General features: G+C 68.2%; 17 protein-coding genes and 2 riboswitches. Of the genes, 7 read left to right on the top strand and 10 right to left on the bottom strand.

Annotation, left to right across the window (positions count from 1 at the left end):
- Window positions 1-58: 58 nt before the first annotated feature.
- The 6 genes from AZSP09_RS02035 to AZSP09_RS02015 all read right to left on the bottom strand — a co-directional run bounded on the left by AZSP09_RS02035 (window position 59) and on the right by AZSP09_RS02015 (window position 4,357).
- Window positions 59-556 carry a hypothetical protein gene (locus tag AZSP09_RS02035; protein WP_152089014.1) on the bottom strand — a complete coding sequence of 166 codons (498 nt, stop codon included), beginning with the start codon at window positions 554-556 and terminating at the stop codon, window positions 59-61.
- Window positions 557-648: 92 nt separating this feature from the next.
- Window positions 649-1,026 (bottom strand): hypothetical protein, encoded by a 378-nt coding sequence (locus AZSP09_RS02030; RefSeq protein ID WP_152089013.1) that lies wholly within the window; start codon window positions 1,024-1,026, stop codon window positions 649-651.
- A gap of 462 nt (window positions 1,027-1,488) precedes the next feature.
- Complete coding sequence (locus AZSP09_RS02025) at window positions 1,489-1,944, bottom strand: four-helix bundle copper-binding protein (RefSeq protein WP_130458691.1); 456 nt, start codon at window positions 1,942-1,944, stop codon at window positions 1,489-1,491.
- On the bottom strand, window positions 1,923-2,075 hold the full coding sequence (locus AZSP09_RS19875; RefSeq protein WP_172974676.1) for a hypothetical protein: 153 nt from the start codon (window positions 2,073-2,075) through the stop codon (window positions 1,923-1,925). Before AZSP09_RS19875 ends, AZSP09_RS02025 begins: the two co-directional genes overlap by 22 nt.
- Window positions 2,076-2,146: 71 nt before the next feature.
- On the bottom strand, window positions 2,147-2,623 hold the full coding sequence (locus AZSP09_RS02020) for a hypothetical protein (protein WP_014237957.1): 477 nt from the start codon (window positions 2,621-2,623) through the stop codon (window positions 2,147-2,149).
- 81 nt (window positions 2,624-2,704) lie between these two features.
- Window positions 2,705-4,357, bottom strand: a complete 1,653-nt coding sequence (locus AZSP09_RS02015) for an ABC transporter permease (protein WP_152089012.1) — start codon at window positions 4,355-4,357, stop codon at window positions 2,705-2,707.
- A gap of 99 nt (window positions 4,358-4,456) precedes the next feature.
- Here AZSP09_RS02015 and AZSP09_RS02010 point away from each other — a divergent pair, with 99 nt between their 5' ends.
- From AZSP09_RS02010 to dbpA, 3 genes are all read left to right on the top strand, one after another.
- Window positions 4,457-5,527 carry an ABC transporter ATP-binding protein gene (locus AZSP09_RS02010; protein WP_152089011.1) on the top strand — a complete coding sequence of 357 codons (1,071 nt, stop codon included), beginning with the start codon at window positions 4,457-4,459 and terminating at the stop codon, window positions 5,525-5,527.
- Window positions 5,528-5,714: 187 nt separating this feature from the next.
- A complete protein-coding gene (locus AZSP09_RS02005; protein ID WP_152089010.1) occupies window positions 5,715-6,203 on the top strand; it encodes a hypothetical protein in 489 nt (162 codons plus the stop codon).
- 8 nt (window positions 6,204-6,211) lie between these two features.
- Window positions 6,212-7,633: an ATP-dependent RNA helicase DbpA gene (gene dbpA / locus AZSP09_RS02000; RefSeq protein ID WP_172974675.1), complete on the top strand. Its 1,422-nt coding sequence runs from the start codon at window positions 6,212-6,214 to the stop codon at window positions 7,631-7,633.
- Here the strand turns inward: dbpA and AZSP09_RS01995 are convergent.
- From AZSP09_RS01995 to AZSP09_RS20205, 4 genes are all read right to left on the bottom strand, one after another.
- Window positions 7,630-8,187: a YgjP-like metallopeptidase domain-containing protein gene (locus AZSP09_RS01995; RefSeq protein WP_152089008.1), complete on the bottom strand. Its 558-nt coding sequence runs from the start codon at window positions 8,185-8,187 to the stop codon at window positions 7,630-7,632. The genes dbpA and AZSP09_RS01995 overlap by 4 nt on opposite strands.
- An 18-nt stretch (window positions 8,188-8,205) precedes the next feature.
- Window positions 8,206-9,546: an OprD family outer membrane porin gene (locus AZSP09_RS01990; RefSeq protein ID WP_152089007.1), complete on the bottom strand. Its 1,341-nt coding sequence runs from the start codon at window positions 9,544-9,546 to the stop codon at window positions 8,206-8,208.
- Window positions 9,537-10,931 carry a diguanylate cyclase gene (locus AZSP09_RS01985; protein ID WP_152089006.1) on the bottom strand — a complete coding sequence of 465 codons (1,395 nt, stop codon included), beginning with the start codon at window positions 10,929-10,931 and terminating at the stop codon, window positions 9,537-9,539. Before AZSP09_RS01985 ends, AZSP09_RS01990 begins: the two co-directional genes overlap by 10 nt.
- Before the next feature lie 256 nt (window positions 10,932-11,187).
- On the bottom strand, window positions 11,188-12,057 hold the full coding sequence (locus tag AZSP09_RS20205) for an acyl-CoA thioesterase (protein WP_232058835.1): 870 nt from the start codon (window positions 12,055-12,057) through the stop codon (window positions 11,188-11,190).
- A 167-nt stretch (window positions 12,058-12,224) separates the two neighbouring features.
- Window positions 12,225-12,441, bottom strand: a riboswitch (cobalamin riboswitch).
- A gap of 69 nt (window positions 12,442-12,510) precedes the next feature.
- Window positions 12,511-12,724, top strand: a riboswitch (cobalamin riboswitch).
- A gap of 136 nt (window positions 12,725-12,860) precedes the next feature.
- Between AZSP09_RS20205 and AZSP09_RS01975 the strand changes: the two genes are divergently transcribed.
- Genes AZSP09_RS01975 through AZSP09_RS01960 form a run of 4 tightly spaced genes read left to right on the top strand, consistent with a single transcriptional unit; the run spans window position 12,861 to window position 15,467 of the window.
- Window positions 12,861-13,538 (top strand): energy-coupling factor ABC transporter permease, encoded by a 678-nt coding sequence (locus tag AZSP09_RS01975; RefSeq protein WP_014237971.1) that lies wholly within the window; start codon window positions 12,861-12,863, stop codon window positions 13,536-13,538.
- A complete protein-coding gene (locus AZSP09_RS01970; protein ID WP_152089005.1) occupies window positions 13,535-13,906 on the top strand; it encodes an energy-coupling factor ABC transporter substrate-binding protein in 372 nt (123 codons plus the stop codon). Before AZSP09_RS01975 ends, AZSP09_RS01970 begins: the two co-directional genes overlap by 4 nt.
- Window positions 13,900-14,631, top strand: a complete 732-nt coding sequence (gene cbiQ / locus AZSP09_RS01965; RefSeq protein WP_152089004.1) for a cobalt ECF transporter T component CbiQ — start codon at window positions 13,900-13,902, stop codon at window positions 14,629-14,631. The genes AZSP09_RS01970 and cbiQ overlap by 7 nt, the downstream gene beginning before the upstream one ends.
- On the top strand, window positions 14,628-15,467 hold the full coding sequence (locus AZSP09_RS01960; protein WP_152089003.1) for an energy-coupling factor ABC transporter ATP-binding protein: 840 nt from the start codon (window positions 14,628-14,630) through the stop codon (window positions 15,465-15,467). Before cbiQ ends, AZSP09_RS01960 begins: the two co-directional genes overlap by 4 nt.
- Window positions 15,468-15,472 lie beyond the last annotated feature (5 nt).

Below are 15,472 nucleotides of genomic sequence, written 5' to 3'. Positions count from 1 at the left end.
TAGACCCGTTGGGAAAGCGGACGCTCAGAAACGTGGAGGTGACCGGCGCTGCGCGGCTTTACCGCGTAGCATCCGTGTTGACCGTAGGGTTAGCCCCCCTGGGAAGCAAGGCTGGTGAGTTGATATGGAACCCCATGATTTGCCAAGTTTCCCCAGTTCTACGAAGAAGTATCTTGATTTGAGCTGCCCCTGCTTCAAACTCTCCATTGGCCACATAGCTGCCCCAAGTTCCGTTGAATTGAGTACCCGGATATATGCCGGTACCAACTTGTCCAATTGGCTTTTCAAGCTTCTTCAACTTCCCCAACGCGGAAAGCCAAGAGAACAGTTGAGGAAGTTGATCCATGTTGGGAAGCGCGAGTAACTCTGGCGCCGCTCGGCTTTTTAGGTCCTCGGCGTTCCATCTTTCGACCACTATCGGGACGTTCGTTTCGATGTAGGCGACGGCATCTTTATCGAGAGCCAACCCTTTTGGAACGAAGATCGCTGCAAGGACAGCGATAACGATAATAAGAACAAGGAATACTCCACCGAGGATCTTGAGAAATTTGTTCATGGCGATAAGGGGGCTAACGTAGAGTTAATCGGCGCTGCGTGGCTTTATCGCGCAGCGTCCAGTGAGCGAAGCGAACGGGGTTGAGCGCCATGTTAGGCGGCTTTCAGGAGAGCGGAGAAAACCAGGTACATCACCTGGAATGCCTCGCGCGCATCTTGCTCCAGCATCGCGCGTGGATGGATCTGACGGGAAATGTACCGGTTACCGTAAGTATCTGGATCATCGTGCGGCCTTCGGTGCGCAAATGGGTTTCGAATTTCGCGCAGCCGGTCTATCCGGCTGAGGAGTTTGGTGTCGAGGACTTGATTACTCTGGGCCAGCTCAATAGCTCGCTCAAAATTGACGCGCTCTTTGGACAAGGAGCGCCCGACCAACTCTTCAACTATGGTGTGTTCTACGAATGCCAAGGCGAGCAGTTGGACACTGATGAAGTGGCCTTCGCGAAATGCGTCCTCGGCTTCGTCAAGCATGGCTAGCGTTTCGGGCCTGCCCACGATGACCCCGGGCCGGGACCGGTAAGTGGACATCCAGATTATCCGGTCTGCTCGTTGTTCTCTATGACGCTCATCGCTTACCTTGAGAGCGTCGATTAGCTTGTCTCTGATGGAGTCGACGGGAGAGGACATCAAGCCGCTTAACAGTTATTAAACGGACCAGCTGGGTCCGTATATGAATTGATGCACATGCAGCAATTATGCTTTCGGAATTGCATGTGAGGCAAGGAATTGGCCTCCGATGGGTCCGTATAACAACTCCAATAATACGGATGCCAAGAAGGCTGCTCGGATGTCCGCTATCGGGACAAATCCTCAATGACCGCTCCTGGCCGATAGCCGCCCTCCATTCAATCCGAAACCCCCTACTCCCTCCCGCCCATAAAAAAACCCCGGACCGCCGCAACGCGGTCCGGGGTTTTTACGATCACAGACGACTCAGGCAGCCACTGCCTTGCATTCCTTGAGGCAGGCGGCGCAGGAGTCGGCACAGGCTTTGCACTCGGCGTGTTTCTTTTCGTGCTTGCGGCATTCCTTTTCGCAGGCGGCGCAGACGTCGGCGGCGACCTTGGCCATGGCCGGGGTGAACTTGGAGCCTTGCAGGGCCAGCTTCATCAGGGCGTTGCAGGTGGCCAGCAGTTCGCTGACGGATTGGGCGCAGGCGGCCATTTCCTTGTCGCCCTGGCCCAGCAGCACCAGACAGTGGGCGAGGCAGGCTTCGCCGGTCTTCTGGCAGTCGCTGCTGCTGTCGATCAGGGCGGCGTAGCTTTTGCCGCCCATGGCGCCGTGGTCGTGGTGGTGATGCTGGTGGTCCTGGGCGGCGGCGGCCGCGGAGGTGGCCATGGCGGCGGCTACGGCGCCGGCGACGGTTTTCAGTACTTCACGTCGTTGCATTGATCGCTCCTTTGCGTGGGGTCGGTGAGGCGGTTCGGCGGGTTTGCCCCGCTGTTTGAACGGGTGCGGTTGCGCCCAAAAAGCGGTGAGGCGGCCAGCATAACCTGGATGGCCTGCAAGCCAATAGCCATGGGCATCTCCGGCATGCCTGCCCGGACAGGTCCGTCCTGCCTGGGGCCTGTGCCATCGCCCCTGGCTGGGCCTAGCGGGGGTTCTGGGGTGCGGCGGGCATGGCCATGCCCTTGAAGCGGGCCGGGTCCACGTACTTGCCCAGGTTGCCGACGCCGGCCATCACTTCCGGGTTGGAGAAGAGTTCCCGGGCGGCCACCTGGCCCAGCACCTGGAAGCTCTGCTGCACGGTCTGGGGGCCTTCCAGGGTCAAGGCCTGCTGGGTTTCGCTGCGGCAGGTTTCGGTCATGAGGCGGACGATGAGGTTGGCGGTGTTGCGGTCCAGCCCTTCCCGCTGGGCCGGTTCCACCCGGGCCATGGACTTGACGTCGGGGTGCAGGGCCATGGCGCTGAACATCCATTTGACCAGGGAGGCCCGGTCGGCCGGCGTGGTGGAGCGGACCAGGCACTTGGCCATGTCGTCGCTGTAGATGCCGGCCTGGGCCGGGGCGGTGGAGGCGGCCAGCGCGGCGAGGCCGGCGGCGAAGGCAAGCAGTTTGGCGGGGGCCATGACGTCATCCTGAGTGAATACGGCAGCGTCGATGGTAGCACCCGCCGCCCCGGGGCGTCGCGCAGCGGCGAAGACGGCGCCTCAGCGCCGGGAACGGGCGATCTGGCGGGAGATGGCGATGAGGGGCAGGATGCCAACGGCGACGATGGCCAGGGCGGCGGTGGAGGCTTCAGCCAGACGTTCGTCGGCGGCCAGGGTGTAGGTCTGGGTGGCCAGGGTGTCGAAGTTGAAGGGGCGCATCACCAGGGTTGCCGGCAGTTCCTTCATCACGTCCACAAACACCAGCAGGCCGGCGGTGAGCAGGCTGCCTTTCAGCAATGGCGCATGCACCCGAGCCAGGGTCTGGCCCTGGGAGAGGCCCAGGCTGCGGGCGGCGTCGTCCATGGAAGGGGTGATCTTGCCCAGGCTGGCATCCACCGTCTGCAGGGCCACGGCGAGAAAGCGCACCAGGTAGGCATAGACCAGGGCGGCGATGCCGCCGGTGAGCAGCAGCCCCGGATTGGCGCCGAACCAGACCTGCCACTGGGCGGCCAGCCAGTTGTCGAGCCGGGCCACGGGAATGAGCACGCCGACGGCAATGACCGAGCCCGGCACGGCGTAGCCCAGGCCCACCAGCCGGTTCAGGCCCCGGGCCAGCAGGCTGGGCCAGCCGGGCTGGCTGCGGCGGGCCAGGCGCACGCTGTAGGCCAACACCAGGGCCAGCAGCACGGCCACGGCGGCGGTGACGCCGGCCACGGTGAAGCTGTTGCGGGCCAGGATGAGGAAGCGTTGGCCAAACTGGGCGTCGCCCTCGGCCAGGGCCATTTTCAGCAGCAGGGCGGCGGGCAGGAGAAAGCCGGCGGTGAGGGGCAGCAGGCAGGCCAGGGTGGCCAGGGCGCCTTTCCAGCCGGTGAGGGTGTGGCCCGCCAGGGGCCGGCTGCGGCCGGTAGTGTTGTGGAAGCGGGCGCGGCCCCGGGAGAGCTTTTCCAGCAGCACCAGCAGGATGACGCAGCCGAGCAGGCTGGCGGCCAGCTGGGCGGCGGCGATGCGGTCGCCCAAGGAGAACCAGGCCCGGTAGATGCCGGTGGTGAAGGTCTGCACGGCGAAGTAGGCGACGGTGCCGTAGTCGGCCAGGGTTTCCATCAGGGCCAGGGAAACGCCGACCACGATGGCCGGCCGGGCCAGGGGCAGGGAGACGCGGAAGAAGCTGGCCCAGGGCCCCACACCGAGCATCCGCGCCGCTTCCAGCATGCCCGAGGCCCGCTCCAGGAAAGCCGCCCGGGCCAGCAGATAGACGTAGGCGTAGAGGGTGCACACGAACATGGCGACGGCGCCGGGGAGGCTGCGCACCTCGGGGAACCAGTAGTCGGCCTTGCTCCAGCCGAAGGTCTCCCGCAGCCAGGTCTGCACCGGGCCGACGAACTGCAGCAGGTCCGTATAGACGTAGGCCAGCACATAGGCCGGCACCGCCAGGGGCAGCACCAGGGCCCACTCGAACACGGCCTGGCCGGGAAAGCGGTGCATGGCCGTCAGCCAGGCCGTGCCCACCCCCACCAGGGCCGTGCCCAGGCCGACCCCCAGGCACAGCCAGAGGGTGTTGCCCACGTATTCGGGCAGCACCGTGGCTGCCAGGTGCTGCCAGGTTTCCCCGGTGCCGCCGGCGAAGAGGTGGGTCAGCACGCTGGCCACGGGCAGGCCCACCAGGGCGGCGATGGCAACGGCGACGGGCAGCAGGGGGGAGCGGATCATTTTCATGGGGGAAAGGCGTCGGGGCGGGGGCCAAGGCCCGGCGCGGCCATTATAATTGCGCTCTTTCCAAATCTCCTTCCAATCGACGACAAAGCGACGGCAACGATGGCCCATCTGGAACTGAGCGAGGTACAGCAGCGCTACGGCGCCCACACGGTGGTGGACGGCATCGGTTTCCACATCGAGGCCGGCGTCATCGCCTGCCTGCTGGGCCCCTCGGGCTGCGGCAAGACCACCCTGCTGCGCTGCATCGCCGGTTTCGAGGACATCGCCGCCGGCAGCATCGCCCTCGACGGCGAACTGGTGAGCCGCCCCGGCTTCAAGCTGGCGCCGGAGCAGCGGCGCATCGGCATGGTCTTCCAGGACTACGCCCTCTTTCCCCACCTCACGGTGGCCGACAATATCGCCTTCGGCTTGAAGACCAAGGGCGGCGAACGGCAGCAGCGGGTGGCAGCCATGCTCGATCTGGTGGGCCTCTCCGGCCAGGGCGAGAAGTATCCCCACGAGCTTTCCGGCGGCCAGCAGCAGCGCGTGGCCCTGGCCCGGGCCCTGGCCCCGGCACCCCGCCTGGTGCTGCTGGACGAGCCTTTCTCCAACCTGGACGTGGACCTGCGGGAGCGCCTCTCCCTGGAGGTGCGGGATATCCTGAAGAAGGCCGGCACCACCGCCATCCTGGTCACCCACGACCAGCACGAAGCCTTCGCCATGGCCGACGAAATCGGCGTCATGCACGAGGGCCGCATCCAGCAATGGGATACGCCCTACAACCTGTACCACCAGCCGGCCAACCGCTTCGTCGCCGACTTCGTCGGCCAGGGCGTGTTCGTCCCCGGCACGGTGCTGGCCGGCAACCGGGTGCAGATGGAACTGGGCATCCTGGAATCCGGCGTGCCCGTCGAATGCAGCGCCGGCTGCGGCATCTGCGGCAAGGGCTGCGGCGTGGACATCCTGCTGCGCCCCGACGACGTGGTGCACGACGACAAGAGCCCCCTGCAGGCCGCGGTGGAACACAAGGCCTTCCGCGGCGCCGACATCCTGTACACCCTGCGCCTGGAAAGCGGCGCCCGGGTGCTGTCCCTGGTGCCCTCCCACCACAACCACGCCCTCGGCGAAAAAATCGGCATCCGCCTCGACGTGGACCACGTGGTGGCCTTCAAGCGGACTCCGGCGGCCTGAAACAGGTCCGCGCCAGGCGTACCCTGGCGGGGTGGCCCCAGGCAAATTCGTGCTTTGACCCCGCCAGCCTTTACACTCTCACCTTGACGAGGCGCCGCGACGGCGCCTTTCCGCTTTTTTCTGCCGCCGTTCCGGATCATTCCCGGCCCCGGCCGGCGTCTCCCCGCTGCTACGCAAAGGTTTCCCGATGTACAAAATCCACGATGTCGACGCCCTCCTGATCCTGGCCACCGGCCTCTCCTCCAAACGCCGCCCGGCCGAACTGCTGGAGATCATGGCCGCCATCGATTTCCTGCAGGGCAACATTCCCAGCGAGGCCAAGCTGAGCGAGGCCTTCGCCCGCCTTTCCGGCCTGGGCCTGGTCCTGGCCGAAGACGGCGGTTTCCGCCTGAGCCCGGCGGCCGAGGAGATGGTCAGCAACCTGCCGAAGAAGGGCGAAGCCGAAGAGCGCCTCTTCCGCGTCAAGGACAACCTGTCCACCTTCAAGCCCGAAGGCGAACACGCCGTGGTGACCGTGGCCGCCGACGACATCAAGGCCGCCATCCAGGCCCACCGCGAGGCCGGCAAGGGCGGCGCCAAGAACCTGCTGATGCCCAAGCCCAAGCCCGTGGAAGACAAGCCCCGCCCCGGCCAGCGCCAGCGCAAGCCGGCCCCCAAGGCCCGGCGCCGGAGCTGATGCACCCCATGAGCGACGCCCCCACTTCCCCTGATGCCGAGCTGAACGCCCCGGCCGACCTGTCCTTCGCCAGCCTGCCCCTTTCCGCCGGCCTGCTGGCCACCCTGGAACAGCTGGAATACCGCAGCATGACGGCCATCCAGGCCGCCAGCCTGCCCCTGGCCCTGGCCGGCCACGACCTCATCGCCCAGGGCAAGACCGGCAGCGGCAAGACCGCCGCCTTCGGCCTCACCCTGCTCAGCCGCCTCGACCCGCGCCGCCTGGAAATCCAGGCCCTGGTGCTGTGCCCCACGCGGGAACTGTCGGAGCAGGTGACCCAGGAACTGCGCCGCCTGGCCCGGGGCGAGGAGAACGTGCGCATCCTCACCCTCTGCGGCGGCAGCCCCATGAAGCCCCAGATCACCAGCCTGGAGAACGGCGCCCACATCGTGGTCGGCACTCCGGGCCGCCTCATGGACCACCTGGAACGGGGCAGCCTCACCCTGGCCGCCCTCAACACCCTGGTGCTGGACGAGGCCGACCGCATGCTGGACATGGGCTTCCACGACGCCATCGCCTGGGTCGCCCGGCGCTGCCCGGCGGAACGCCAGACCCTGCTCTTCTCCGCCACCTACCCGCCCGGCATCGCCGAACTGGCCCAGCGCTTCCTGCGCCAGCCGAAGGAAGTGAAGCTGGCGGAACAGCACGAAGGCAGCAAGATCCGCCAGCGCTTCTACGAGGTGAAGCACGAGGAACGGCTACAGGCCGTGTGCACCCTGCTCAAGCACTACCGCCCGGCCAGCACCCTGGCCTTCTGCAACACCAAGCAGCAGTGCCGGGACCTGGTGCAAGTGCTGCACAGCCAGGGCTTTTCCGCCCTGACCCTGAACGGGGACCTGGAGCAGCGGCAGCGGGACCAGGTGCTGATCCAGTTCGCCAACCGCAGCTGTTCCGTGCTGGTGGCCACCGACGTGGCCGCTCGGGGCCTGGACATCGCCCAGCTGGAAGCGGTGATCAACGTGGACGTGACGCCGGACCCGGAAATCTACATCCACCGCATCGGCCGCACCGGCCGCGGTGACGAGGACGGCTGGGCCCTGAGCCTGTGCAGCCCGCGGGACCGGCGCCGGGTGGAGACCATCGCCCAGATGATGGGCATGGAGCCGGAATGGCACACCCTGGGCAGCCTGCAGAGCGGCAACGAGGCGCCCCTGGTGCCGCCCATGGCCACCCTGCTGCTGCTCGGCGGGCGCAAGGACAAGCTGCGTCCCGGCGACGTCCTCGGCGCCCTCACCGGCGAGGCCGGCTTCGCCAAGGAACAGGTGGGCAAGATCACCGTCACCGAGCAGGTCACCTATGTGGCCGTGGCCCGCAACATCGCCCGGGAGGCGGTGCGCAAGCTGGCCAAGGTCAAGGGCAAGAGCGTCAAGACCCGCCTGCTGGAAGACTAGGCCGGCGGGGCTTCCCCCGGCGAGGAAGGCGAGGCGGCGGCCCACAGGGGCGCACCGCCCTGCTCCAGGTAGCAGAGGTAGGTGCGCAGGTCGAATTCCAGCTGGTGGTAGTCCGCTTCCATGTGCCGGCACAGCTGGTAGAAGGCCTTGTCGTGCTGCCGCTCCTTGAGGTGGGCCAGTTCGTGGACCACGATCATGCGCAGGAAGGCCTCCGGCATCTCCCGGAACAGGGCCGAGACCCGGATCTCCCGCTTGGTCTTCAACTTGCCGCCCTGGACCCGGGCCACCGTGGTGTGGGTGCCGAGGGCGTTGCGCAGGTCGTGCAGCTTGCTGTCGAAGGCCACCTTGCTCGGCGTGTCCGCATTGCGCAGATGGCGCCCCTTCAAATCCAGCACGTAGTCGTACAACGCCCGGTCGGTGCGCACCTCATGGGCCCGGGGATAGCGTTCCAGCAGCCAGGGCGCCAGCCGGCCCTGGCCGATCAGGTGCTGCACCCGGGCCGTCAGCTCGGCCGGATAGCCGGCCAGGTAATCCAAGGGTCGCTTGTTGGTCATGGTGAAAATTGAGGGCCGCTAGAAGTCGTAGCGCAAGCCCAGGGTGAGGAAGTGGTTGTCGTAGCGGGAATGGGCCGAGCTGCGCGCTTCCAGGTGCAGCCGGGCCGAGACCCGGGGCGTCAGCCGGGCCCGGTAGATGAGGCTGTTGGCGATGATGTCGGCGCCGGGCAGGATGGCCTCGTCGATGTCCATGCGGGCGTGGCCCAGCAGCAGGCTGTGCTCCGGCAGGCCGTAGGGGCCCAGGTCCAGCAGCAGGGTGGCCTTGCGCAGGCGGCTGCGGGCGATGGCCGACATGGCGTCGTTCTCGGCGTAGAGATAGGGCATCAGCACGAATTCCGGATAGCCGCCCCAGTTGCCGTAGGCCGTCACGGTGCGCTGGTCGCCGCCGAAGCGGTTGGCCATCAGGGCCAGGCTGAGGCCGCTGGGGGCATGGGCCAGGGTGCCCTTGAGGCCCGCCAGGCCGTAGCTGGCGTTGAGGCCGTGACGGGCCAGATAGTCGCGGAAGGCCCCCACCTCCGACACCCGGTAGGCCTGGCCGTCGATGAGGGCGGTAAAGCTCCGGCCCAGGGGCTGCTTGAAGCGGCCGTCGGCATAGACGGTCTGCAGGGTGTCGCGGCCGTAGTAGTGCCACAGCTGCAGCTTGTGCTCCGCCTCGTAGGCCACCCCCGTCATCCACACGCCCCGGTGGCCGACCACGGTGGAGGGGTCCAGGGTCTCGCCGTTGCGCGCATCCGGCCGGCCCTGGCCGTCCACCAGCAGGGAGGTGTAGGTCTGCTGGGACATGCTGCGGAAATCGGAAAAGCTCACCAGGCCGTCCAGACCCGACATCTGGCCGACGTAGCCCAGGGTCAGGGTGGTGCCGGGCAGCTCCCGGCTGCTCAGCACGTAGGCGTCGAACAGGTTGGGGATGATGCGGTATTCGTAGCTGTTGATGAGGGGCGACTGGATTTCCTGGCGCCCCAGGGTCAGGCGGCTGCGGCCCCGGCTGTAGATGAGCTGGGCCTCGCCCCACAGGGAATAGGGGCGCTTGTCCAGGCCGAACATGTAGGCGTCGGTCTGGCGCGGATTGTCCCGGGCCAGACCCAGGTCCTGGGTGGTGTACCAGGCGGCCCGCAGGCGCCAGCCCCGGTAGTCGCCGCTCTCCAGGCCCAGCTTGCCGCCGAAGCCGGCGGTGTTCTGGTTCGGCCGGCCGCCCTTCTTGTCGTCGAAGACGTACATGGCCTTGCCGTAGCCGAAGAAGGTGGTGCCCGCCAGGGCCTCCGCCCCATCGTCCCCGGCCCGGCTCTGGACCGAGGTGCCCAGGAGGCAGGCCAGGCCCAGCAGGCGAAGGCAGCGCCCGACGCCCGCGCCTATTGCCATTCCACCCGGTTGCGGCCCAGGTCCTTGGCCCGGTAAAGGGCGGCATCGGCCCGGGCCACGATGTCCTTGGCCTGGTCGTCGGGGCGGTAGGTGGCGACCCCGAAGCTGGCGGTCTTCTGCCGCACCACCGGAAACTCGTTGAGCTCGAACACCCGGCGCAGGTCCTCGGCCAGCACCCGGGCCCCCGCCTCGTCCGTGTGGGGGCAGACCACCATGAATTCCTCGCCGCCCCAGCGGCCTGCCAGATCCGTCTCCCGGGTGTGGCGCTGCAGCAGCCGGGCCACTTCCAGCAGCACCTGGTCCCCCGCCTGGTGGCCGTGGCAGTCGTTCACCAGCTTGAAGTGGTCCAGGTCCAGCAGGATCAGGCTGAAGGGCTGGCCGAAACGCTGGGAGCGCTGGATTTCGCTTTCCAGCACCTCGTCCAGCTTCATGCGGTTGAACAGGCCGGTCAGCTTGTCGGTGACGGAAAGTCGCTCCAGCTCCCGGTTGAGGGCGCTCAGCTTGCGGTTGGAGTAGATGACCACGGCCAGGACAAAGGCGGCCACGGCCAGGCTCTTCCACAGCAGGCTGTAGTCGGTGTGCTGCTCCACCTTGATGGCCACGTGCCGGTTGGCGATGGCCTCCCGCTCCTGGGGCGTCACGGTACGCACGCCCTTGTCCAGGATGTCCCGCAGCAGGGGTTCGTCCTTGACCACGCCGATGCGCAGCTGGTTGGTGTAGGCGGGAATCTGGCCGGCGATCTTGAGGTTGAACAGGCCTTCCTTGCGGATGGCGTAGGCGGCGACGATGAGGGAGCGCACCGTCAGGTCGGCCTTGCGCTCGGAAACCAGGGAGACGGCCTCCGGCTCGCTGCCGGTGAGGATCACCCGCAGGTTGGGGAAGTCCTTGCGGATGCGCTCCTCCACCATGGTGCCCCGGGGCAGGGCCACGCTCTCGCCGCTGAGGCCGAGGAGGTCGCCGACGAAGGCGTGCTCCTCCCGGGTGACGATGATGTTGGGGTCGGTGAAGATGGGTGAGGTGAAATTCAGCCAGCGGTCCCGTTCCGGACTCTGGTTGAGGAAGCTCATGAGCTGGCAGCGCCCGGCCTTGGCGGCGGCCAGGCTTTCGTCCCAGGTCCGCACCGGCAGCAGCTCGATGCGCAGACCTACCCGCTGGGCCACCAGCTGCACCAGGTCGGCGCCGATGCCCTCGTGCCGCCCCTGCTCGTTGATGCGCTCGAAGGGCTCCCAGTCCGGATCGACGCACATCTTCACCGACCGCACCCTGTCCAGGTAGGCCTGCTCGGCAGCGGTGAAGACAATGGGCGCCGGCTCGGAGGCGACGCCGGGCAGCGGACTCAGGGAAAGGCAGGCGGCGCACAGGGCCAAGGCTGTCTTGAGGGACATGGGGACTAGGCAGGTTGGAGGGATCGTCGCTGCCGATGCCCGGGCAGCCTGGGTTGCGGAAGGCGCCATGCCGATCACGGCACGGGCTCCGGCCCATCTTTTTCTGTCGGCAGTATAACGGCCCGCCACCGCTGAATTGGCTCGACTATGTCACACCGCGGTGGGGGCCGCTGCCCGGCCGGGCAGCCTGCCGCCTGCCGTTCCGCGCCGGAAACCGGGAACGCCCGCCCCGGCCGGGGCGGGCGAAGGCCGGAGCCTAAGCCAGACGCCGCCCCAGGGGCTGGGGCACGGGCACCGGGCGGCCGTCGTAGCCCACCGCCACCATGATGAAGCGGCCCCGGGTGCACAGGCGGCGCTGGCCGGTGAGCAGGGCCTCTGCGTGCAGCAGCACTTCCACCGTCATGGAACTGTTGCCGATGGCCACCACCCGGGCCGCCAGGTCGGCGATCTCCCCTTCCAGCACCGGCGCGTGGAAGTCGATGCGCTCGGAAGCGGCCATCACCACAGGCATGCGGGCCTGGCGGCTGGCCGCCACCATGGCCGCCTTACCCAGCCAGGCCAGGGCCTGGCCGCCGAAGAGGCTGCCGTGGTGGTTGGTGTGGCCGGGAAAGACCATCTCCACCATGGCCGTCACCGGGCCGATGCCGGGCAGCTGGGCGAAGCTCTCGTCGTCCTCCTGCAGCGGCGCCCCTGGACCGTCCACCGCCACCAGGGTGAAGTGGGCGGTGGCGCTGGTCTCCCGCAGCCCGGTGGCCAGGTCCTCCGCCGCCAGGGCCACCTCCACCTGCACCGAGCGCCGGCCCCGCTGCACCACCCGGCCGGACAGTTCCACCAGGCGCCCCTGGGGAATGGGCTTGCGGAAGTCGATGCGGCCGCTGCTGGCGGTGACCATGGGCCGGCGGGTCTCCCGGGTGGCCACCAGGAAGGCCAGCTTGTCCATCATGGCCATGGCGGAACCGCCGAAGAGGGTGCCGTGATGGTTCACCTGTTCGGGGAAGACCACGTCCACCATGAGGGTGGCCTGCTGCTGCCGCGGCGAAGTGGACGAAGTGGGGGCGGGATTGGCTTCTACGGGCTGGGCGGCCGTCCCCACGACGGCGCCGATTTCCATTGCTTCCATGCGCATGCGCAACTCCTTGGATGAAGCGGAGCGGGAGCATCGGAGAAGGGCGAACACCCCGGGCCGCGGCAAAGCGGCTCGGAGCGGCAGGCAGCCGAGAGCGGACAACGATGACAGTCAGGGAATGCGCGCATTTACCTTCCTCAGGGGACACCCCGCCCCAACTAGGATTGATATGAAGTAATGCCGCGGCAGGTCTCCTGACTTGCGGGTCGTCACGTTGCGCCAGCCTTCCCGGCAGTATCGCCAGTGGCAAAGAGTGGAGCGCAACGCTCGCCGCCTACAGTTGCGGGGGCAGTTCCGGACTGGAGTCGGGGCGTCGCCGCCCTGTCTCGCACCGGATTCCCTTTTCATCCCCTGGAGGGGGGAACCGAAGCGGGGCCAGTCTAACCCGCCCCGACCGATTCGCCAAACGCCGCGCCTGGCGCGGCGGATTGCCCAGCCCGGGGGGAGTGGGCTATCATCCGCCCCGATTCAGGTGCCGTGCCTCGCGCTCTGCGGGGACGGTGAAACGGGAAGCCGGTGACTCCAGGGACCACCCAGGACAGTCCGGCGCAGCCCCCGCTGCTGTAAGCCAGACGACGCTGCCTCACGCCACTGTGGTTCATCACGGGAAGGCCGGCAGGGAAGGATGAAGGCAAGCCAGAAGACCGGCCTGACATCACAAGTTGCACCATTCCCCGGGGTGACGGGAACGGTTCTGGTGATTTGCCGCCTCCTCGCTGTTCCATCCGCCGCGGCCCTTTATCCGACCTGCCACAACTCCCCCGCCTGGTGCGCCACCGTCATGCTCGCCGAGGGAGAGACTCATGCACATCATGGAAGGCTTCCTGCCCATCGAACACGCCGTGGGCTGGAGCGTCGCCGCCGCCCCCTTCGTCGCCTGGGGCATCCGTTCCGTGAACCGCCGCATCCGCGAAAATCCCGAGCAGCGCATGCTGCTGGGAGTGGCCGCCGCCTTCACCTTCGTCCTCTCGGCCCTGAAGCTGCCCTCGGTCACCGGCAGCTGTTCCCACCCCACCGGCACCGGCCTGGGCGCCGTGCTCTTCGGTCCTGCCGCCATGGCCCCCATCGGCGCCGTGGTGCTGCTGTTCCAGGCCCTGCTGCTGGCCCACGGCGGCCTCACCACCCTGGGCGCAAACATCTTCTCCATGGCCGTGGTGGGACCCTTCGCCGCCTACGGCATCTTCGCCCTGGCCCGCCGCCTCAAGGCATCCCTGGCGGTGAGCGTGTTCCTCGCCGCCAGCCTGGCGGACCTGCTCACCTACGTCACCACCTCGGTGCAACTGGCCTGGGCCTTCCCCGATCCGGTGGGCGGCTTTGGCGCCTCCTTCCTCAAGTTCGCCGGCATCTTCGCCCTCACCCAGATTCCCCTGGCCATCAGCGAGGGCCTGCTCACCGTGGTCATCTGCAACGCCCTGGCCCGCTTCAACCCGCAGGAACTGCAGGACCTGGGCGTGGCCCCGGCGCCGGAGGTGCGGGCATGAAGCGCCACCAGAACCTGCTGCTGCTCATCGCCGTGGTGCTGCTGGCGGCCCTGCCCCTGTGGCTGGTGGAACGGCCCCTGGGGCCGGACGGCCAGCCGGCGGAAATCTTCGGCGGCGCCGACGGCGAGGCCCAGGCCCTCATCACCCGCATCGCCCCGGACTACCAGCCCTGGTTCCAGCCCCTGCTGGAGCCGGCCAGCGGCGAGATCGCCTCCCTTCTCTTCGCCCTGCAGGCGGCCCTCGGCGCCGGCTTCATCGGCTATTACCTGGGCTGCGCCCGCACCCGGGAAAAGCTGCGCCGGGAACAACGACGCGGTGAAGCGGCAGCCCGGTGCGAAGACAAGGACCAGGAAGGGCCGGCGTGCTGATCGAGCAGTCGGCCTACGCCAACCGCTGGCGCGGCGTGGCGCCCCAGGCCAAGGGCCTCTTCGCCCTGGGCGGGGTGACGGCCGCCTTCGTCGCCGCCGCCACCCCGGCCGCCGGGCTCGGCGTGGCCGCCCTGCTGGCGGCCGTGACCATCGGCGGCGCCCGGGTATCGCCCCTGCTCTATCTGCGGGTGGCGGCCCCGGCCCTCTTCTTCCTCGCCATCAGCGCCCTCTCCCTGGCCATCTCCGTGGATGGGGGCGGCCTGCAGGCCACCGCCGCCGGCACCCACCAGGCCGCCGTGGTGGCGACCCGCTCCCTGGGCGCCCTGGCGGCCCTGCTGTTCCTGGTGCTGACCACGCCCCTGAGCGACCTCATCGCCCTGCTGTGCCGCCTGCGCACCCCCGAGGTGCTGCTGGACATCATGGTGCTGTGCTACCGCACCCTGTTCGTCTTCGCCGCCGCCCTGCAGGACATGCGCGCCGCCCAGGCCGCCCGCCTCGGCCACCTGGACCGCAGCCGCCTGCTGCGCAGCCTGGGGCAGATGGCCGCCCACCTCACCCTGCAGGTGTGGCAGCGTTCCCACGCCCTGCACCTGGCGGCCCTGGCCCGCAACAACGACGGTCCCCTGCGCTTCCTCGGCAGCCGCCACCCCCACGCCCGGCGCGATGCCGGCCTGGCCGGCGTGGCCGCCCTGGCCCTGGTGCTGCTCGCCTGGAGCGGCCGGTGAGCGTGCCCCTGCTGCAGCTGGAGGACGTGCACTACCGCTACCCGGACGGCAGCGCGGGCCTGGCCGGCTGTTCCCTGGGCGTTTCCCGGGGCAGCCGCAACGCCCTCATCGGCGCCAACGGCTCGGGCAAGACCACCCTCTTCCAGCACTGCAACGGCCTGCTGCGCCCCGCCGCCGGCCGGGTGCACTACGCCGGCGCGCCGGTGGACTACGGCCGGACCGGCCTGCGCGCCCTGCGCAGCAAGGTGGGCCTGGTCTTCCAGAATCCGGACCGGCAGCTTTTCTCCGCCAGCGTGCGGGAGGACGTCTCCTTCGGCCCCCTCAACCTGGGCCTGAGTGATGCCACCGTCGCCGCCCGGGTGGAAGCCGCCCTGCAGGCCGTGGGCATGGACGACCTGGCCCACAAGCCGGTGCAGAACCTGAGCTTCGGCCAGAAGAAGCGGGTCTGCATCGCCGGCGTCCTGGCCATGGAGCCGGAGCTCCTGGTGCTGGACGAACCCATGGCCGGCCTCGACCAGGCCATGCAGGAGGAACTGCTGGCGGTGCTGGACGGCCTGCACCGCCGGGGCATGACCATCCTCCTGGCCACCCACGACATCCACTTCGCCTACCGCTGGGCCGACCGCATCCACCTCATGGCCGCCGGCCGCTGCTGCGCCAGCTTCGACGCCCCGGCCCTGGCCGGGCACGAGGCCGAGCTGGCCGCCATCGGCCTGCGCCTGCCCTCGGTGATCGGCCTGGAACGGCAGCTGCGGCAGCGCGGCCTGCTCCGCGGCGACACCCCCATCCACAGCTGCAGCGCCCTCCTGGCCCAGCTGCAACAAGAAGACTGCTGAGAAGG

This window comes from Azospira sp. I09, assembly GCF_009177135.1.
Taxonomy (GTDB): domain Bacteria; phylum Pseudomonadota; class Gammaproteobacteria; order Burkholderiales; family Rhodocyclaceae; genus Azospira; species Azospira oryzae.
This window is presented reverse-complemented; position numbering and strand designations above follow the sequence as displayed.